The sequence below is a fragment of the Pilosibacter fragilis genome (assembly GCF_032490495.1).
GTDB lineage: Bacteria > Bacillota > Clostridia > Lachnospirales > Lachnospiraceae > Pilosibacter > Pilosibacter fragilis.
This window is the reverse complement of record NZ_JAVYJB010000013.1, coordinates 38,322-56,848: the sequence shown is the minus strand read 5'-3', so window position 1 is coordinate 56,848 and position 18,527 is coordinate 38,322. Positions and strand designations below refer to the sequence as shown.

General features: G+C 50.1%; 16 protein-coding genes. 14 read left to right on the top strand and 2 right to left on the bottom strand.

Translation table 11 applies throughout. The features are described from left to right. Window positions 1–2 precede the first annotated feature (2 nt). The 11 genes from ABCW45_RS12445 (at window position 3) to ABCW45_RS12395 (ending at window position 12,818) form a co-directional block, all read left to right on the top strand. Window positions 3–953, top strand: coding sequence for an ABC transporter permease (locus ABCW45_RS12445; protein WP_117514731.1), 951 nt, complete (start codon window positions 3–5; stop codon window positions 951–953). Window positions 954–1,179: 226 nt separating this feature from the next. Then, window positions 1,180–2,130: an adenosine deaminase gene (add, locus tag ABCW45_RS12440; RefSeq protein WP_343220952.1), complete on the top strand. Its 951-nt coding sequence runs from the start codon at window positions 1,180–1,182 to the stop codon at window positions 2,128–2,130. 377 nt (window positions 2,131–2,507) lie between these two features. After that, on the top strand, window positions 2,508–3,245 hold the full coding sequence (locus ABCW45_RS12435; RefSeq protein WP_117514735.1) for an IclR family transcriptional regulator: 738 nt from the start codon (window positions 2,508–2,510) through the stop codon (window positions 3,243–3,245). A gap of 18 nt (window positions 3,246–3,263) precedes the next feature. Beyond that, window positions 3,264–4,010 (top strand): ABC transporter ATP-binding protein, encoded by a 747-nt coding sequence (locus ABCW45_RS12430; RefSeq protein WP_117514737.1) that lies wholly within the window; start codon window positions 3,264–3,266, stop codon window positions 4,008–4,010. Then, window positions 4,007–4,789 carry an ABC transporter permease gene (locus ABCW45_RS12425; protein WP_015552254.1) on the top strand — a complete coding sequence of 261 codons (783 nt, stop codon included), beginning with the start codon at window positions 4,007–4,009 and terminating at the stop codon, window positions 4,787–4,789. Before ABCW45_RS12430 ends, ABCW45_RS12425 begins: the two co-directional genes overlap by 4 nt. Before the next feature lie 64 nt (window positions 4,790–4,853). Continuing rightward, on the top strand, window positions 4,854–5,651 hold the full coding sequence (locus tag ABCW45_RS12420; RefSeq protein ID WP_343220963.1) for a nucleoside phosphorylase: 798 nt from the start codon (window positions 4,854–4,856) through the stop codon (window positions 5,649–5,651). 157 nt (window positions 5,652–5,808) lie between these two features. Next, window positions 5,809–6,906, top strand: a complete 1,098-nt coding sequence (locus ABCW45_RS12415) for an ABC transporter substrate-binding protein (RefSeq protein ID WP_117503710.1) — start codon at window positions 5,809–5,811, stop codon at window positions 6,904–6,906. Between the two features lie 43 nt (window positions 6,907–6,949). Then, the gene (locus tag ABCW45_RS12410) at window positions 6,950–7,729 is read left to right on the top strand and encodes an ABC transporter permease (protein WP_343220951.1); all 780 of its coding nucleotides are present in this window, start codon (window positions 6,950–6,952) and stop codon (window positions 7,727–7,729) included. 218 nt (window positions 7,730–7,947) lie between these two features. Further along, on the top strand, window positions 7,948–8,703 hold the full coding sequence (locus tag ABCW45_RS12405) for an exodeoxyribonuclease III (protein ID WP_117514767.1): 756 nt from the start codon (window positions 7,948–7,950) through the stop codon (window positions 8,701–8,703). A gap of 177 nt (window positions 8,704–8,880) precedes the next feature. Then, window positions 8,881–10,734: an ABC-F family ATP-binding cassette domain-containing protein gene (locus tag ABCW45_RS12400; RefSeq protein ID WP_343220950.1), complete on the top strand. Its 1,854-nt coding sequence runs from the start codon at window positions 8,881–8,883 to the stop codon at window positions 10,732–10,734. 191 nt (window positions 10,735–10,925) lie between these two features. Then, the gene (locus ABCW45_RS12395; RefSeq protein ID WP_343220949.1) at window positions 10,926–12,818 is read left to right on the top strand and encodes an alpha-amylase family glycosyl hydrolase; all 1,893 of its coding nucleotides are present in this window, start codon (window positions 10,926–10,928) and stop codon (window positions 12,816–12,818) included. A gap of 156 nt (window positions 12,819–12,974) precedes the next feature. Here ABCW45_RS12395 and ABCW45_RS12390 read toward each other — a convergent pair whose 3' ends face one another. Beyond that, window positions 12,975–13,454, bottom strand: a complete 480-nt coding sequence (locus ABCW45_RS12390) for an S-ribosylhomocysteine lyase (protein WP_015552261.1) — start codon at window positions 13,452–13,454, stop codon at window positions 12,975–12,977. A gap of 288 nt (window positions 13,455–13,742) precedes the next feature. Here ABCW45_RS12390 and ABCW45_RS12385 point away from each other — a divergent pair, with 288 nt between their 5' ends. The 3 genes from ABCW45_RS12385 to larC all read left to right on the top strand — a co-directional run bounded on the left by ABCW45_RS12385 (window position 13,743) and on the right by larC (window position 17,212). Next, entirely contained in the window at window positions 13,743–14,636 is an 894-nt protein-coding gene (locus ABCW45_RS12385) for a fumarylacetoacetate hydrolase family protein (RefSeq protein WP_117483808.1), read from the top strand. Window positions 14,637–14,901: 265 nt separating this feature from the next. Continuing rightward, the gene (gene larB, locus ABCW45_RS12380; RefSeq protein ID WP_117566889.1) at window positions 14,902–15,687 is read left to right on the top strand and encodes a nickel pincer cofactor biosynthesis protein LarB; all 786 of its coding nucleotides are present in this window, start codon (window positions 14,902–14,904) and stop codon (window positions 15,685–15,687) included. A gap of 106 nt (window positions 15,688–15,793) precedes the next feature. After that, the gene (gene larC, locus ABCW45_RS12375) at window positions 15,794–17,212 is read left to right on the top strand and encodes a nickel pincer cofactor biosynthesis protein LarC (protein WP_120041051.1); all 1,419 of its coding nucleotides are present in this window, start codon (window positions 15,794–15,796) and stop codon (window positions 17,210–17,212) included. A 137-nt stretch (window positions 17,213–17,349) separates the two neighbouring features. Here larC and ABCW45_RS12370 read toward each other — a convergent pair whose 3' ends face one another. After that, the gene (locus ABCW45_RS12370; RefSeq protein WP_117483811.1) at window positions 17,350–18,525 is read right to left on the bottom strand and encodes a M20 metallopeptidase family protein; all 1,176 of its coding nucleotides are present in this window, start codon (window positions 18,523–18,525) and stop codon (window positions 17,350–17,352) included. Window positions 18,526–18,527 lie beyond the last annotated feature (2 nt).

Here is an 18,527-nt window from a genome sequence, read left to right as displayed (position 1 = left end):
AGATGGGAATCTTACAGGAAATTTTAAAAACATTGAGTCTCCCGGAGTTCTATTTCGCAATGTTTCGAAGCGCGACACCGGTGCTTTTAACGACACTGGGGGCTATGATCTCCTCGAGGTCCGGAACCAGCAACATCGCCCTTGAGGGAACGATGCTGATCTCCGCCTTTGTGGGCGTTGTTGTCAGTGCGTTCTCCCAGAGCGCATGGATCGGATTTTTGGGGGCGGTGCTTGCAGGCTTTATCGTCAGCAACATCCTCGCCTACTTTATCCTGAAATTAAACTCCAACGCGGTCATCTCAGGTATCGCGTTAAACACCTTCGCCTCCGGCGGAACGATCTTTGTCCTGTACCTGATCACAGGCGAAAAGGGTGCGTCCACATCCCTGCCGTCCTTAAAGCTCCCGAGTGTGACGATCCCGGTCGTCAAGGATATCCCGGTGATCGGCGCGGTGCTTTCCGGCCATCATGTGTTGACCTATGCGGCGCTGATCCTGGTGGCAGTTGTGTGGTACATGTTTAAGTATACAAGACTCGGCATGCATATCCGTGCCGTCGGTGAGTCCCCGGATGCGGCGGAATCCGTCGGAATTCCGGTAAAAAAGATCAAGTACATCGCCCTCTGCTTAAGCGGAATGATGACAGGCATGGCAGGCGCGTTCCTGTCCATGGGATATGTGGGACTCTTCTCCTCCGGTATGACAGCGGGGCGTGGTTACATCGCTCTGGCAACCCAGGCCATCGCGGCGGGGAATGCCGTGATCGGCATGCTGGCATCTCTGTTATTCGGATTCTGCCAGAGTCTTGCGAACTATCTCCAGAACTCTTCGATCCCGCTGCAGTTTATCCAGATGATGCCGTATCTGATCATTATTATTGCGTATACGGTTTACTGCGCGATGGTGGAGCACAATAAGAAGAAAAAACAGATGAAGGCGGCGGCCGGGAAATAAATTTGCTATTACTCACCACCTAAAGAGGTGGGAGTCTTCTCGACTGAGATAAAAAACGGCAGCAGAGTGCGGCCGGAAAGAATTGATGCAAGCAGCTCCTGACATAGGGGCTGCTGTGTAGTAATTTAGAGGATTTGTGCAGTGATTGTGCTGACTGTACGAAGACACAACATAGAAGACACAATATAGAGACACTGAATAGTTAGAAGGGAGAATATTGTCAGATATGAGCCATATCGTAGAACTTCACTTACATCTGGACGGATCGCTCCGCCCGGAGACCGTCTGGGAGCTTGCAAAAGAGCAGGGCGTGGAGCTTCCGGCAAAGAGTGCGGAGGAAGTAAAATATATGATGGAAGTACCGGAGGACTGTAAGACTCTGGAAGAATACTTAGAGCGCTTCGATCTTCCGTTACTCGTCTTACAGAAGGCGGATGCCATCGAGCGTGTGACCTTTGAACTGGTGGAGGATCTTGCGAAGGAGGGCGTGGAGTATGCGGAGCTTCGATTTGCGCCGCAGTTTTCCATCAAAGACGGACTGACTCAGGATGAGGTTGTCGAGGCAGCCATCCGCGGAGCAGAACGCGGCATGAAGATGTATCCACAGATTCGTGTGGGTCTGATTCTCTGCTGTATGCGTGGAGCGGACAATGAGGAGCTGAACATGCAGACAGTAGAAACTGCGAAGAAATATCTTGGGGATGTGGTCTGCGCGGTGGATATCGCGGGCGCGGAAGGTCTGTTCCCGACAGAGAATTTCGCTCCGGTATTTGCGAAAGTCCGCGAGTATGGACTCCCGATGACGATCCATGCCGGTGAGGCGGCAGGACCGGACAGCATGAAGACGGCGCTTTCCTTCGGAACAAAGAGGATCGGACACGGTGTTGCTGCCATCGATGATCCGGAGCTGATAAAGAGACTCATCGACGAGAATGTGACCCTCGAAGTCTGCGTTACCAGCAATTACCACACAAAAGTAGTTCCGGCGATCAACATGCACCCGATCCACAAGCTTCTTGAGGCAGGTGTCCATGTGACCGTAAACTCCGACAACCGCACCTGTTCCAGAACGACACTTCAGAAAGAGAAGGATGTGCTGAAGGAGGAACTTGGTTTCACCGATGAGGAGATCGAGAAGATGCAGGAATATGCGTGGGAAGCACGTTTTTTAAAATAACAGGATATCGGAGCGAAAAGCATATAGCAATCCGGCATCAAAGAATCATAAGATGGAAATGTGTGAATGCAAGGGGGCAGAGTATTGCCTCCTTTTTCCATGCCACGGAATGACAAAAACCTGATTTTCCGCTGACCGGAACATGTTTCCGTGAAATTATACGAAAAAAAATAGGGGAATTGTAGCATATGCCAAAACTCCGGCTCGATGTAGCAAAAGCTTTGCATTGAAGATTGGATAATGCTAAAATGAAATTGTAATATTTCGATAAACGGAACAGTATTCCGCTACGCGGAATAGCATAGAAACGATAACTCATTGACATAAGCCAGCCACGGATCCTGTGGCTGCGCACATTACAGAAATTGGAGGAGACTATGCAATTGATCGACCGGGCATTGAATGCCCTGGAAATACTGAGCCAAAATATGAATGGAATGTCGGTGACGGATCTGGCGGAGCAGCTTGGGATCCCGGCAAGCTCCACTCACAGGATCCTTTCAAGCTTAAAGGGAAATCATTTTGTCGTTCAGGACGAACATACGAAAAAATATCGTCTTGGGTATAAGATCTGCGCAATCGCCACCGGTGTCGTAAAGGGAAGTGCGCTGACGCAGGCGGCACAGATGCCTATGCGCAGACTGGCGGAAAAGATTGACCGGAATGTGGTTCTCTGCATCATGGAGCATGGAGCTGTGATGAATGTGGCATGCAGCGAACGCGGCGATTCCAATATGTATATGGTTAAGATCGGACATGAGATCCCGTTCTATTCCACATCGGCCGGCCGTGTTTTTATGGCTTATATGAACCGGAGCGAAGCATTGGATATTCTTGATCGTGAGAAACGCACGAAAACGACACCGAATACGAAGACGGATCTGAAGGAGCTGAATGAAGAGCTGGATCGCATTCACAATCAGGGATATGCGGTCATTGACGAGGAATTACAAATGGGGATCCTCGGCGCGGCGTGCCCGGTATTTGACAGAAACGGAGAGCTGGCGGCTGCGATCGCGTTTACGTCCATGAAGGATGGAGATACGGAAAAAATGTTCCGGAGGATCTGTCAGCTTAAGGAATGTGCGAAAGAAATTTCCGAGGCGATCCGATAGAAAAAAAGGAGATTTGTTATGAGCGAGTATAGTGTAGAGTTAAAGGGCTTAAATAAGGTGTACAGCAACCTCTTAAAAGAGGATACGATCGCACTGAAGGATATCAACCTCCAGATCCGTCCGGGGGAGTTTATTTCTATCATCGGCCCGTCCGGCTGTGGGAAATCAACACTTTTGCGGATCATTGGAAACCTTGATAAACCGACCTCCGGTATGATCGAGTACCGGGACGGGGCAGATCAGCAGATGGGATTCGTTTTTCAGGATTCTGTTCTGCTCCCGTGGAAGAATGTGAGACAGAATGCAGAATTTCCGTTAGTGATCCAGAAAAAGCAGACGAAAGAGAATGAAGAGAAGCTTGACGAGCTCCTGGAACTTGCAGGGCTTTCGGAGTTTAAGACTGCGCTTCCGAGAGAGCTTTCCGGCGGTATGAAACAGCGTGTGTCCATCGTCCGGGCGCTTTCCTATGACGCTCCGTTACTTCTGATGGATGAGCCCTTCGGAGCTTTGGATGCCCTGACCCGTGACCACTTAAATGAGGAGCTTTTAAAGATCTGGCAGAAGACGAAAAAGACGGTTATTTTCGTTACCCACAGCATCGAGGAAGCCACCTTCCTGTCGGACCGCGTTCTCGTCATGTCTGCGAGACCGGGAAGAGTCAAGGAGATGGTGGAGATCGATCTGCCGCGTCCAAGGGGAGAGGCAACGAGAAATGATCCGAAGTTCACGGAATACAATAAGTATCTGAGGGGGATCATCGGATGAAAAAGAACGGAAAACTTCAGGGACTCCTGAGAACCATCGGGGAATACGCGCTTTCCGTCGGCGTGTTTATCGCGCTCTGGTGGATCTACGTTGCGGTAAAGCATGTCCCGGCGTACATCCTGCCGTCTCCGCCGAAGGTCTGGAGCAGCCTTGTCAAAATGTTTGTAAAAGGAACTGTATACGCACATCTCTGGACGACGACTTATGAGGTCATTCTCGGATTTGTGATCGGCGCCTTTTTAGGAATTGTTCTCGGATATGTGTTTATCAAGATCGATGCCTTAAAAACGATGCTGATGCCGTACCTGATCTTCCTTCAGACGGCACCGAAGATCGCACTTGTCCCGTTATTCGTCGTATGGTTCGGAATCGGACTCGTATCAAAGGTTGTTTTGATCATATCCATGGTCCTGTTCCCGGTATTGTCGGGAATGATGCTGGGTTTGGAATCGATCCCGCCGGATGTCAGAAACCTGATGAAGATCTTAAAAGCGTCAAAATGGCAGGTGTTTTCACAGGTTGAAATGCAGTATTCATTACCGGCGCTGTTTGCAAGTCTGAAGGTCGGTATCGTTCAGGCAGTCATCGGTGCGATCGTTGCCGAATGGATGTCCGGAAAACAGGGTCTCGGATATATCCTGACTTACGCGTCATCGACCTATGACACCCCGATGCTGCTCGCGGGCATCATCGTCACGATCATTCTGGGAATCGCGACGTATCAGGTGATCAGTGTGCTGGAGGATAAGTTCCTGTACTGGCACGAATCGAAAAATTAGTGCTCAGCCCGCCGCTTCTGACAGAAATGCGGTGTGCTGAATGAGAGAAAGATTTTGGGAGGAAATGAGTGTGAATTTTACATCGGCTTCATCACCGACGATGAATGGAAAAATGCCGCATATCCAGTGTACGGCTGAGGAGATCGGAGAGATCGTACTGCTTCCGGGTGATCCGGGGCGCGTTGCCATGTTCGAGGATCTTTTAGAGGATTATAAGATCGTCAGCAACTACCGGGAATATGTGGTTGGAACCGGATATTACAACGGAATCAAAGTTACAGTGTGCTCGACCGGAATCGGTGGTCCGTCAACGGAGATCGCTGTGCTCCAGCTGATCGCTCTCGGCGCGAAAGCTCTGATCCGCATCGGCGGGACCGGCGTGCTGAAAGAAGAAGTACCGTGCGGGGCGATGGTCTTGAACACGGGTGCCGTCCGGAAAGGCGGTGCTTCCTGCTTCTACGCTCCGTCTGAGTATCCGGCATTAGCCTCATTTGAAGTGCTGGATTGCTTAAAGCGCGCGTGTGAGGAGAGAAAGAACGAATATTCCATGGGAATCTGTATGTCGGTCGGTTCCTTCTATCACGGACAGGGACGTCAGATGCCGTTTGAGACAGGATATGATGAAAATGCTGTTCTGGAACAGTATGAAAAATGGAACATTCTGAACATGGAGATGGAGGCGGAGACGATCTTTACGCTGGCATCGTTAAACAATGTTCTTTCCGGAAGCATCTGTGCAGTACACTGCAACCGGATCACGGACCAGTGGCTGGTGGATTTTGAACCGGCCCAGAAGGAGATGTGCAGAACGGCTCTTGCCGCGGGAGAAAAGCTTTATAAGGAATATCTGCACAGAAAGTAACGGATTGTAAGGTCTGCGGGCCCGCCCGCTGACCGCAATCAAATAAAATATAGATAATGACCCGGCCAAAAATGGCGAGGGAAATTATAGATGCCGGAAATACAGTTCCGGTAAGACAAAGAACCAATGTATTTATAAAAAGGAGAAGGAGAGTACCATGAAGAAAAAAATTCTTGCAACCGTACTGACAGCGGCAATGGCAGTGTCCATGCTCGCAGGATGCAGCTCTGAGAGCGCAGGCAAAGCAAGCGAAGCAGCAGCAACGACCGCAGAGGCAACGACAGCCGCAGAGGAGACAAAGGCTGAGGAGACAACGGCGGCAGAAGCAAAGGACACAGGCGATTTAAAGACGGTTTCCATCCAGATCGATGGTTCCGCAGTTCCGTATTACGCACCGTTATACCTTGCGCAGGAGAACGGATATTTTGCGGAAGAGGGACTGAATGTTGAATTCTATTATGCAGCAGCAGCCGATATCGTAAAGAACGTTGCAGCAGGAAATGTTGAGTTCGGTTTCCCGAACGCAGATGCAGTTGTAGCGGCAAAGGCACAGGGTATCCCGGTTAAAGTTGTTCATACAACCTATCAGGAAGGCCTCGGCGCGATCATCTTCGGAAGCGATTCCGGAATCAGCACACCGGCTGACTTAAAGGGTAAAAAAGTAGCAGTTACAAGCCTTGGAAGCGCAAACTACTTCCAGCTCCAGGCAGCTATGGAGTCTGCAGGCCTTACAATCGACGATGTACAGGTTGAGATCGTTGGTACAGGCGCAATTCTGACAGCACTCACAGAGGGTCAGGTTGACGCGATCGTGTTCTCCAAACTCAGAACCATCGAGTTAAACAACTCCGGTTACGCGGCAAGCGAGATCACATGCGACCAGTTCCTTCCGTCCTTCGGCAACGTATTAGTTGCAGGCGACAAGTTAGTAGCAGAGGATCCGGAGACTGTTGACGGATTCTGCCGCGCGTTAAACAAAGCGATCGAGTACATCATCGACGGTCACGTTGAGGAAGCTGTTGATATGTCCATCGAGAAATATGCACCGACCTTCGCTGAGAAGAGAGATGTTGTTGTCCAGATCTTAAACGATGTATTCGTAAAGACCTTATGGCAGAGCGATTACACGAAGGAAAACGGAATCGGCGCGTCAAACCCGGAGAAGTGGCAGGCACTGATCGATGAGTCCAAGGAGATTGGCAATATCGACGAGACCTTCGATGCATCTGAACTCCTTTACACACCGGCAAAATAAAGAATTTTCCCCGCTTCGGACGGGAAGAGCTATGAGGTGAGAGATGTTTTACAGAAAATATAGAAAAACCATTCTTCCGGCACTGTTTCTGCCGCTGTTTCTGATCGTGTGGGAACTGTATATCCGGATCTTTCATGTACCGAACTACCTGCTTCCCGGTCCGGCAGAGCTGGCGAACTCGATGGTAAAGCTGTTTGTGAGCGGTGATGTGATGAAACATATCCGCGTCACAATGGAAGAGATCCTGGTGGGAACGGCGATCGGTATCGTGATCGGACTGGTTCTCGGCTATATTATGGCGAAGATCCGCTTTATTGAGCGTCTGATCATGCCGTTCGTCATCATTATCCAGACAGCCCCGAAGATCTCTCTGGCACCGCTTTTCATCCTCTGGATGGGACTCGGAATCGAATCCAAGGCGGCGTTAGTTATTCTGGTCGTATCGTTCCCGATCATGATCAATGAGGTATCGGCGATCCGCTCCATAGAGGATAATGTATACAATCTGATGAAGGTGTTAAAGGCCAGCAAATGGCAGACCTTCTGTAAGATCGAAGTTCCGTATTCGATCGAGATGATGTTATCCGGAATTAAGCTTGCCTTAACGCAGGCGATGACAGGCGCGGTCATCGGTGAGATGATCGGAGCGAAAGCAGGTCTTGGATATCTGCTTACGCTGGGTAGTGAGACATACGATATCAAGATGATCCTGAATGCGGTCATTCTTTTAAGTGTGATCGGTCTGGCGCTTTACCTGATCTCAGAGCTGATCGAGAAAAAGGCGCTTTACTGGAAAGTGATCGATAAGAGTGTGGTAGGCTGAAAATAGACAGGTCCTCATATGGCGGTATGCTGTGTGGGGACCTGTTTTTTTATGTAACAGGAATGTGGGATTATTTTTTCGATGGTAAAACATTAGGAATAATGTTATACTGAACCTATATGCGGGCCACACATTTTCTGAATGTTCCGACATTTATCGAAGAAAATCCGGAGCAGTCCGGTGGCCGAAAAAGTGCGATAGAAACGGAGAAGTTGTCTATGAAAAAAATGATTTCCTGGAATGTAAACGGGCTTCGTGCCTGCCTGGGGAAGGGATTTTTAGAATATTTGAAGGAGACGGAAGCGGATATTTTCTGCATCCAGGAGAGCAAGTTGCAGGAAGGACAGGTGGATCTGGAGCTTCCGGGGTATCACCAGTACTGGAATTACGCGGAGAAAAAGGGATATTCCGGAACGGCGATGTTTACGAAGGAAGAACCTGTCTCAGTGACCTACGGTCTTGGGATCGAGGAACATGATCATGAGGGCCGGGTGATCACGGCAGAATTTCCGGAATACTATGTGGTCACCTGCTATACCCCAAATTCCCAGGACGGCTTAAAGCGCCTCGATTACCGGATGAAGTGGGAGGACGCATTCCGGGCGTACTTAAAGGAACTGGAGACGAAGAAACCGGTAATTTTCTGCGGTGATCTGAACGTGGCACATCAGGAGATCGACTTAAAGAATCCGAAGACGAACCGGAAGAATGCAGGTTTCTCTGATGAGGAAAGAGCGAAATTTACGGAGCTTTTAGAGGCAGGATTTGTTGATACGTTCCGATATTTTTACCCGGATCAGGAAGGGATCTACTCCTGGTGGTCTTACCGGTTCTCGGCAAGAGCGAAGAACGCGGGGTGGCGGATCGACTACTTCTGTGTCTCAGAAAGTCTGAAGGACAGGCTTGTGGACGCGAAGATCCATACGGAAGTGATGGGAAGCGATCATTGTCCGGTGGAGCTGGATATTCGATAGAATAGATTTGGTACAGTACCTGACTCAAGGTATAGCGGTATGTAGCGATAAAAGCTGTGTACAAGTATCTGCGAAAGAATACGCAATTTACAGATTAAAGAATTTTGTGCAGATATTGAAAAACGTAAATGAAGGTAAAAAGTTTTGATTGAGAAAGTGATAGTGGGTTGACATAACATGAATTTAGTGACGGCAGAACATCTGACAAAATCATATACGGAGCGGCTGCTCTTTGATGACACCGACTTTTCCATCAACGAAGGTGACAAAATCGGTCTCATCGGAATCAACGGAACAGGGAAATCGACCCTATTGAAGCTGGTGGCGGGACTTGAGGAGCCGGACTCCGGCCGGATCGTCCGTGGACGGAATCTGGATATCCGATATCTCCCTCAGAACCCGGTATTCCATCCGGGCGAGACGGTGCTGGAGAGCGTTTTAAGGGAAAATGAGGGACATGAACACGTCTGGGATATCGAAAGTCAGGCGAAATCCATGTTAAACCGTCTCGGAATCCCGGATTTCAACGAGAAGGTGGAGCATTTATCCGGCGGACAGAAGAAGCGCGCGGCGCTGGCGTCTGTACTTCTATCGACGGCGGAGCTTCTGATCTTAGACGAGCCGACAAACCATCTGGACAGTGAGATGGCGGACTGGCTGGAAGATTATTTAAAGAAATTCAAGGGTGCACTCCTTATGATCACCCATGACCGGTATTTCCTTGACAGCGTGACGAACCGGATCGTGGAGCTGGACAACGGAAAGCTTTACAGCTATCAGGCAAACTATGAAGGTTTTCTGGAGCTGAAGGCAGAGCGCATGGATATGGAAAAGGCCTCTGAGCGCAAACGTCAGTCGATCCTGCGGACAGAACTCGCATGGATGCAGAGAGGCGCCCGTGCCCGCTCTACAAAGCAGAAAGGCAGAATTCAGCGGTTTGAGACACTGCGGGATAAAAAGGGACCGGTGGAGGACGGAAAAGTCGAGATGGAGTCCATCTCCAGCCGCCTCGGCCGTACCACCATCGAGATCTCGGATCTCTGCAAATCTTACGGGGACAAGGTCCTTGTAAAGGATTACACCTACTTTTTCTTAAAGGATGACCGCATCGGCTATATTGGTCCCAACGGAAGCGGAAAATCGACGTTGATGAAGATGATCGCCGGCTGGGTCAAACCGGATTCCGGAACAATTGAGATCGGACAGACTGTAAAGCTCGGCTATTTCTCCCAGGAGAATGAGGACATGGACACGAGCCTCAAGGTCATCGACTATATTAAGAATGTTGCGGAGTATGTAAAGACAAAGGACGGCAGCATCAGCGCGTCCCAGATGCTGGAGCGGTTTTTATTCCCGCCGTCTGTCCAGTACACCGTGATCGAGAAGCTGTCCGGCGGCGAGAGAAGACGTCTTTATCTTTTAAAGATCCTCATGAGTGCACCGAATGTCCTGATTCTGGACGAGCCGACGAATGACCTTGATATCCAGACGCTGATGATCCTGGAAGACTATCTTGACAGCTTTCAGGGGATCGTCATCACGGTATCCCATGACCGGTATTTCCTTGACCGCGTGGTCGGCAGGATTTTTGCCTTCGAGGGAGATGGAAAGCTTCAGCAGTACGAGGGCGGATTTACGGACTATCAGGCGGCGAAGGCGGAGCGGGAAGCGAAGCTTGCGGAGAGCGCGGCGGAGAATCCGGCGGCAGCGAAGAAGTCTGCGGATAAGGGAAATGACGCGGCTGAGACAGACAGCGCATCCCGCGGGAACGCGAAGCCAAGGGAGAAAAAACTGAAATTCAGCTACAAAGAGCAGAGAGAGTGGGATACCATCGAAGATGACATCGCCGCTCTGGAAGAGGCAGTAGATAACCTTGAGAAGGAGATCGAGGCCTCTGCGACGAACTTTACAAAGCTCAATGAGCTTATGAAAGAAAAAGAAGAGAAGGAAGCGCAACTCGAAGAAAAGATGGATCGTTGGGTCTACTTAAACGATCTGGCGGAGCAGATCGAGGCGCAGAAGAACAGGTAATATGATAACTGTCAGCGGACTTGTGTATTTGTTGTGCCAGTTATGCGAGACCTAGCAGCAGGAAAAGGCCAGAGCGGCAGTTGTTCAAAAATATATTTTTACTGATGTTGATTATCGGAAACTCAGGACCGCAGGTAACCGTTGCTGAAATCAGTAAATAGAACATGTCGGGGAAAACGGGGGATTTTAGAATGGCAGAATATCGAAACAGAAACAGAATCCTGTATCCACTTGGTGTCACGCAGGAAGAGAACGGCGTCCACATCCTTGTACAGGGACGTGCCGGGGAGGTTCGGCTGCTCTTGTACAGGCCAGGAGAGAAAAAGCCATGCGAGGAGATCTCGTTTGATCCGAAACACCGGATGGGAGATGTGTGGGAACTGGCACTGGATCGGACAGATTTTGCATCATTTGAATATAATTTCATGATAGATGGGAAAATTGTGACAGATCCTCATGCGCGCGTCATCACAGGCCGGGAAAAATGGGCAGACCGGAAACGTGCCGGAAAACCGGTGCGTGGCAGAGTACTGTCGGAGGAGTTTGACTGGGAGGATGATGTAAACCCGGAAACCCCTTATGCAGAAACGATCCTCTATAAGCTCCATGTCAGGGGATTTACGGCGCATGTGTCCTCCGGGGTATCTGCCCGCGGAACGTATGCCGGTGTCATGGAAAAAATCCCATATTTAAAAGAACTCGGGATCACGGCGGTGGAACTGATGCCGGTGACAGAGTTCGACGAGATCATGATGTCATCCTCCGGAAGCGGATTCCATAACGCGAAACAGGAGCCGACAGGATACGTAAATTACTGGGGATATGGTCCGTCCTATCTCTACGCGGTGAAGACGGCGTATGCCTCCCGTGAGACAATGTCGGCGGAAGGTGAATTCAAAACATTAGTCAAAGAATTGCATAAGGCCGGGATCGAGTGCATCCCGGAGATGTACTTTACAGGAAATGAACTTCCGGGGGAGATCCTTTCCGTGCTCCGGTACTGGGTGGAAGAGTACCATGTGGATGGTTTTCATCTGACCGGATTCCCGGATCTTTCTCTGGCAGCGGAAGACCCGTTTTTAAAGCGGACGAAGCTTTTCGCGGAAAACTGGAACGATGTCATGAACCGCCGGCCGAAGCATGGCTATGTGACTCCGGGGGATGGAGCGGTATCTGTGGAGGAAAAGAATCTCGCGGAATACAATATGCAGTTCATGGAGGACATGCGCCGGTTTTTAAAGGGCGATGAGGGGATGTTGTCAGCGTTTGAGCTCCGGAACCGCAGAAATCCGATGGAGTATGCCGTGATCAATTATATGGCGAACACCAACGGCTTTACGCTGATGGATACCGTCTCCTATGACCGGAAGCATAATGAAAAAAACGGCGAGGAGAACCGGGACGGAAGCAACTACAACTATTCCTGGAACTGCGGCGCGGAAGGCCCGACGAGAAAGAAAAAAATCGTGGAGCTGAGGAAACAGCTCTTAAAGAATGCGTATCTGCTCCTGTTTTTAAGTCAGGGTGTTCCGCTTCTCATGGCGGGCGACGAGTTCGGGAACAGTCAGGACGGAAACAACAACGCCTACTGTCAGGACAATGCGGTCTCCTGGTTAAACTGGAAGCTTCTGGAGACCCACAAGGATCAGGTAGACTTTGTGAAACGCCTCATTGCCTTCCGGAAAGCCCACAAGATGTTCCATATGGACCGGGAACCGCGGATCATGGATTATAAGTCCTGTGGACGACCGGATGTGTCCTATCACGGGGAAAACGCCTGGAAGCCGGAGTTTGAAAATTTCCGCCGCCAGTTCGGGATCCTCTACTGGGGTGCCTACGCGAAACGCCCGGACGGGAGTGATGACGCGAACTTCTATGTAGCCTATAACATGCACTGGGAGCCGCATATGTTTGGACTTCCGCATCTCCCGAAGGGAGCAAAGTGGCGTGTGATCTGCAATACGGGCGACCCGGATGCGGCCGACCTTCCAACGGATGGAACCGGTAAAGTTCCGAAAAACCAGATGATGCTGGCGGTACCGCCGCGCGGGATCGTGATTCTTGAGAGCTTTGCGGAAAAATAGCTGAAAAAATCCCCATCACAGGTCAGAAGATAGAGACATCGGCCTGAAGGATGGGGATTTTGCATGATATAAGAAAATTACACATATTTGTTTTGTTCCTGTCGGGATCAGTGTCTGCCAGAATCTGCGCTTGTCGGAATCTGCGCCCGGTGTTGATTATTCCGGATAAACAAGCTGTTCCTCGCGGATATCCTCAAGTACCTCATCATAGAACTTTCCGGCAAGATATTTTGCCATCGGGAGGTTCATGTCAAGGTAGTTTCCGCAGTCGCGGGCAGCGGCACCCGGAACTTCACCTTCGTAATCGCGGATAAAGAGGAACATCTCCTGAAGCAGCGGGATGATGTCCGCAGACTCATAATCGCCGGAGAGAAGCAGGTAGAATCCGGTGCGACATCCCATCGGACCGAAGTAGAGAACTTTATCTTTGTAAAGACGATGATTTCTTAAGAAGGTTGCGCCGAGATGTTCGATCGTATGGACCTCGGCAGTGTTCATAACCGGCTCAAAGTTCGGACGGGTCATACGGATATCGAAGGTCGTAACATGGCTGTCTCCGGCAATGTCCCTTCGGGAAACATAAACACCGGGAATCAGTTTCAGATGATTGACAGTGAAGCTTGTGATCTTTTCCATAATCAGATACACCCTTTCGTGAGTTTTGCTGTTTGTTGTTGGACACAGGTTGGAATTTTCCGAACTGAAAATTCTGTACAATACAGAGGCAGATGCCGTCTGACTGTATCAACTTTTATTATAAAGGGGATACCGTGTGGTTACAAGATGAAATTTGTAAATTGTCAGTACCTGTTCAGCAGTTCTGCCCCTTCAATTGTCAATTTATTCTTGTCTCACTTTTTGATTTGTACTATAATAACGTGTAACGGGATTTTTGAACTGAAATATATCCCATAAGGAGCGGTTATGAAATTATTGGCATATGAAGTAGACAAAAGATCTTTTTTAGGTGTATTAAATGAGGATGAAACCTGGGTTTATCCGGTTTCTGCTGCGGGAATGGAATATCGGTCCATGAAGGACCTGATCCGTGAAGCGGGACCGTCTGAGATGGAAATGCTGGATTATATTTCAAAGAAAGCCCCGGGTGATGTTATGGGAGCGGCCCCGGTGGACGAGATCCGGGTCGTATCTCCGATCGCGGAGCCGGATCAGGATATTATCTGCCTGGGAATCAACTATATGGATCACGCGGAGGAATCTGCGAGATTTGAAAAACGTGCATTTGAGAAACCGGAGAAAGCGATCTATTTCTCAAAACGCGTGAACCGCACGAATGATCCCGATGGAATCATTCCGGCACATAAGAATCTGACAAATCAGCTGGATTATGAGGCAGAGCTTGCCGTTATTATCAAAAAAGACGCAAAAGACGTAAAACCTGGCGAAGTAAAGGACTATATTTTCGGCTATACGATCATGAATGATGTCAGCGCCAGAGAGGTGCAGACGGAACATAAGCAGTGGTATTTCGGAAAGAGTCTGGACGGATTTACACCGCTCGGCCCGTGTATTATGACTGCGGATACCACTGCGTTTCCACCGGTGTTAAAGATCCAGTCAAAGGTAAACGGAGAACTCCGCCAGAATTCCAATACAGGGCTCTTTATCCATGGAATCAAGGAAGTGATCTGTGAACTTACACAGGGCATGACATTAAAAGCAGGAACGATCATCGCAACAGGAACACCGGCAGGAGTCGGCATGGGATTCGTTCCGCCGAAATTCCTTGAGACCGGGGACGTTGTGGAGTGTATTATTGAAGGAATCGGTACACTTAGAAATACGGTCGGAGAATAAATGATCGGGCGGTATGCGATACAGGATATAGACATGGAGGAGCTGTGCCGCAAAAATAAGATAAGATCAGAATCGTTGCCATGAAGGGAGCAGAAAGCCGGTCAGAAGGACGGGCTGCTCTTTTCATGGCTTTTTGTTGCCGTGTACCGCGCACCTGGAATTCAAGGAAGCTTTCAGCGGCTGAAAATTCAGATGGAGGCAGACGGCTGCGCCGGTGCGGACATGAGCAGCGGCACTTTTTAGAAAAAGGAGAATTTTATTATACATGGAAGATATACGCGAAATGTTGAAAAAGGTAGCGGCGGGAGAGCTGTCTGTGGATAACGCTGTTCTGGAGCTGAAGAAAGAGCCGTTTACAGCAGCAGGATACGATGATCTGGGATTCGCGAAGCTGGATACCCACCGGAAGCTGCGTCAGGGTGCGGCGGAAGTGATCTACGGCGCGGGAAAAACTCCGGGACAGATCGCCGGAATCGTGGAGGCAATGAAAAAGCGGAAGCAGGAGACGATCCTGATCACGCGTGTTGACGAGGAAAAGAGCCGGGAGACGGAGCAGCTGTTGGCAGAACTGTATCCGACCGGCAGCGGATATCAATATTTTAAGGAAGCGAAGGTTGCGATCTGCGGAAGCTTCCCGGAAAAAGACGGCGTTGGGACGATCGTGGTGGCGACCGGCGGAACCAGTGATATTCCGGTTGCGGAGGAGGCGGCACTCACGGCGGAGGCTCTGGGGAATCAGGTGGAACGTCTTTATGACGTGGGTGTCGCGGGACTTCACCGCCTGATCTCCCACATGGACTCCATCATGAACGCCCGAGTGATCATCGCCATCGCGGGTATGGAAGGCGCTCTTGCCAGCGTCATCGGTGGTCTCGCCGACTGCCCGGTGATCGCGGTGCCGACCAGCATCGGATACGGCGCGTCCTTCGGCGGTGTATCAGCGCTGCTCTCCATGCTGAATTCCTGCGCCAGCGGTGTCAGTGTGGTGAATATCGATAACGGCTTTGGAGCCGGGTATCTGGCGAGCATGATGAACCATATGCGTGGATAAAAGCTTGAAAATCAGTCCGCGCTGCTGTGCAGCTGGAGGAAGATGCCAGCAGCGGGCGAAATGCAAGAAAATAATTTGCGTAATTTTTAAATGAGGTGGAACTGATATGAAAACATTATATTTTGACTGCGGAATGGGCGCTGCCGGAGATATGCTGATGGCATCTCTCTACGAAATCTGCCCGGATAAAGAGAAGTTTTTAAAGATGATGAATGGGATGGGGATTCCGGGGCTTTCCGTCGAAGCAGAACCGTCAGTAAAGTGTGGGATCACCGGGACGCATATGAAAGTGACGATCCATGGGGAAGAAGAGGAGAGTGTAGACGTCGACCTGCAGGGGCATGAGCATCACCACGATCATGATGAAGATCACCATCATACTCATGACCATGAAGACAGTCATCATACCCATGATCATCACCACGACCATGAAGGTGACCATCATGACCATAGCCATGAAGCACATCACCATTCCCATGAACTGGCAGAATTAGCAGCAGAGCAGACCATTCACGAGCACACCCACCCCCATGACCACGATCATGATTGCGGACATGACCATACCCACGATCATGGTCACACCCACCACCATCACGCCAGCATGGCGGGCATCTCTCACATTATCGAGCACTTAAACCTTCCGGAAGAGGTTAAAGCGGATGTTGTAGCCGTTTATCAGTTGATCGCCGAGGCGGAATCCCACGTCCATGGAAAGACTGTCGAGGAGATCCACTTTCACGAGGTCGGCACCGCCGACGCGATCGCGGACATCGCCGGAGTCTGCCTCTTAATGCACATGATCGCTCCGAAAAAGGTTATCGCATCCCCGATCCATGTCGGAAGCGGAAATGTCCATTGTGCCCACGGAATCCTTCCGGTTCCGGCACCTGCGACAGCCTTTATTTTACAGGGACTTCCGATTTACAGCGGAGTCATCAAAGGAGAACTCTGCACCCCGACCGGAGCGGCACTGTTAAAGCACTTTGTGACAGAATTTAAGGAAATGCCGGTCATGCGGACCTCAGCGATCGGTTACGGTATGGGAAAGAAAGACTTTGAACGTGCCAACTGTGTCCGTGTTCTCCTTGGTGAAACGGAGGAGACAGGAAGTGAAGTGGCAGAGCTCTCCTGTAATCTCGATGATATGACTCCGGAAGCCCTCGGCTTCGTTCAGGAGATCCTCTTTGCCGCAGGTGCCCTTGAGGTCTACACGATCCCGATCGGCATGAAGAAGAGCCGCCCGGGAATCCTTTTAACCTGCATGTGCCGCTGCAATGACAAAGAAAAGATGGTATCTCTGCTCTTTAAGCACACAACAACGCTTGGCATTCGTGAGAGTATCAGCAAACGCTATACCCTGACAAGAACCATGAAAGAACACGAGACCCCGTATGGCGTGGTCCATGAGAAGGTTTCTGAAGGCTACGGCGTATGCCGCGGAAAACTGGAGTACGAAGACCTTGCAAAGATCGCGAGAGAGCAGGGGATGTCGTTAGAGGATGCGAAAAAACTGATTGGTAAATAGAATATAATAAGACGAAGAAGAGCAACCCTGGCGGATCGCTCTTCTTCGTCTATAGGGGTATCAGGTAAAGTCCGGATAATTCTGAACTTCTGGCGTACACCCGTGCCCCGGAGGAAGGAGGGGTATGAGATGGTATGTCAATGCAGGTATCTCAGCGCAAGTCCTGCGAAAACGGATGCACCGGAGGTAATTGCCTGTTCATCAAATACGATTCCGGCATTGTGCAGTGGGCGGGAAGATGCCGGATCATCATTTCTTGTTCCAATCCGGAACATAGCGCCCGGAACTTTTTCAAGGTATCTGGAGAAATCCTCAGATCCCATGGATGGAGTGGCGAGAGTGACTACATGGTCAGCGCCGAGTTCTTCAGTAGCCGCCTGCTCAATGAGATCCACAACATGGTTGTCGCAGACAACGGCAGGGACGCCTTTCTGGTAAACAATGTCGCATTCTCCCCCCATGGCTGCAGCGCCGTGGGAAACGATCTGCCGGATCTTTTCTTCCATCAGGGCACGGGTCTCGTTGCTGACAGTGCGCACAGTTCCTTCCATAACGACTTCGTCAGGAATAATGTTGGCTGCAGTACCGCCGGTGATCTTTCCGATGGTGAGGACTGCTGAATCGAGAGGTGCGATTGTTCTCGAAATAATGGTCTGTAACTCCGTTAGAATGTATGCGGATGTCATGACCGGATCGATGCTCTTGTGGGGGTGTGCGCCGTGTCCGCCTTTTCCGCGGATCGTGAGCTTTACTGTGTCAGAGGAAGCCATAAAGGAGCCGCGGCGGATGCCGATGGTTCCCGCCGGAATGTCCGGCCAGCAATGAAGACCGACAGCGAAATCCGGGTGATAATTTTCAAAAACGCCGGAATCAATAACCATCTGAGATCCGCTTAAGCGTTCTTCGGCAGGCTGGAACAGGAACAGAACCGTTCCTTTAAGTTCATCGCGAAGGGAAGTTAAAACCCGTGCAGCCAACAGTAGGGCGGTCGTATGGATGTCATGTCCGCAACTGTGGCAGACTCCGGTATTTTCTGAAGTAAAGGGAAGTCCTGATTTTTCGACCATCGGAAGTGCATCAATGTCGGCACGGAGAAGAATGGTATGTCCATTCTCCCCGCCTTTTAAAATACCGAGAACACCAGATTTAAACGGGATATCGGAAATTTCAATGCCATATTTGAGAAGCTGCTGACTTATGAATTCCGTTGTGTTTTTTTCCTCCATAGACAGCTCCGGATGGCGGTGGATATGACGCCGGATCTCGAGGGCATCACTTGTATATTGTTGGATCAGTTCGTTTACTTTACTCATAA

Excerpts from the sequence above, each read along its gene's own strand:
- ABCW45_RS12445 (WP_117514731.1), top strand. The coding sequence starts at position 3 with ATGGGAATCTTACAGGAAATTTTAAAAACATTGAGTCTCCCGGAGTTC.
- add (WP_343220952.1), top strand. The coding sequence starts at position 1,180 with ATGAGCCATATCGTAGAACTTCACTTACATCTGGACGGATCGCTCCGC.
- ABCW45_RS12435 (WP_117514735.1), top strand. The coding sequence starts at position 2,508 with ATGCAATTGATCGACCGGGCATTGAATGCCCTGGAAATACTGAGCCAA.
- ABCW45_RS12430 (WP_117514737.1), top strand. The coding sequence starts at position 3,264 with ATGAGCGAGTATAGTGTAGAGTTAAAGGGCTTAAATAAGGTGTACAGC.
- ABCW45_RS12425 (WP_015552254.1), top strand. The coding sequence starts at position 4,007 with ATGAAAAAGAACGGAAAACTTCAGGGACTCCTGAGAACCATCGGGGAA.
- ABCW45_RS12420 (WP_343220963.1), top strand. The coding sequence starts at position 4,854 with ATGAGTGTGAATTTTACATCGGCTTCATCACCGACGATGAATGGAAAA.
- ABCW45_RS12415 (WP_117503710.1), top strand. The coding sequence starts at position 5,809 with ATGAAGAAAAAAATTCTTGCAACCGTACTGACAGCGGCAATGGCAGTG.
- ABCW45_RS12410 (WP_343220951.1), top strand. The coding sequence starts at position 6,950 with ATGTTTTACAGAAAATATAGAAAAACCATTCTTCCGGCACTGTTTCTG.
- ABCW45_RS12405 (WP_117514767.1), top strand. The coding sequence starts at position 7,948 with ATGAAAAAAATGATTTCCTGGAATGTAAACGGGCTTCGTGCCTGCCTG.
- ABCW45_RS12400 (WP_343220950.1), top strand. The coding sequence starts at position 8,881 with ATGAATTTAGTGACGGCAGAACATCTGACAAAATCATATACGGAGCGG.
- ABCW45_RS12395 (WP_343220949.1), top strand. The coding sequence starts at position 10,926 with ATGGCAGAATATCGAAACAGAAACAGAATCCTGTATCCACTTGGTGTC.
- ABCW45_RS12390 (WP_015552261.1), bottom strand. The coding sequence starts at position 13,454 with ATGGAAAAGATCACAAGCTTCACTGTCAATCATCTGAAACTGATTCCC.
- ABCW45_RS12385 (WP_117483808.1), top strand. The coding sequence starts at position 13,743 with ATGAAATTATTGGCATATGAAGTAGACAAAAGATCTTTTTTAGGTGTA.
- larB (WP_117566889.1), top strand. The coding sequence starts at position 14,902 with ATGGAAGATATACGCGAAATGTTGAAAAAGGTAGCGGCGGGAGAGCTG.
- larC (WP_120041051.1), top strand. The coding sequence starts at position 15,794 with ATGAAAACATTATATTTTGACTGCGGAATGGGCGCTGCCGGAGATATG.
- ABCW45_RS12370 (WP_117483811.1), bottom strand. The coding sequence starts at position 18,525 with ATGAGTAAAGTAAACGAACTGATCCAACAATATACAAGTGATGCCCTC.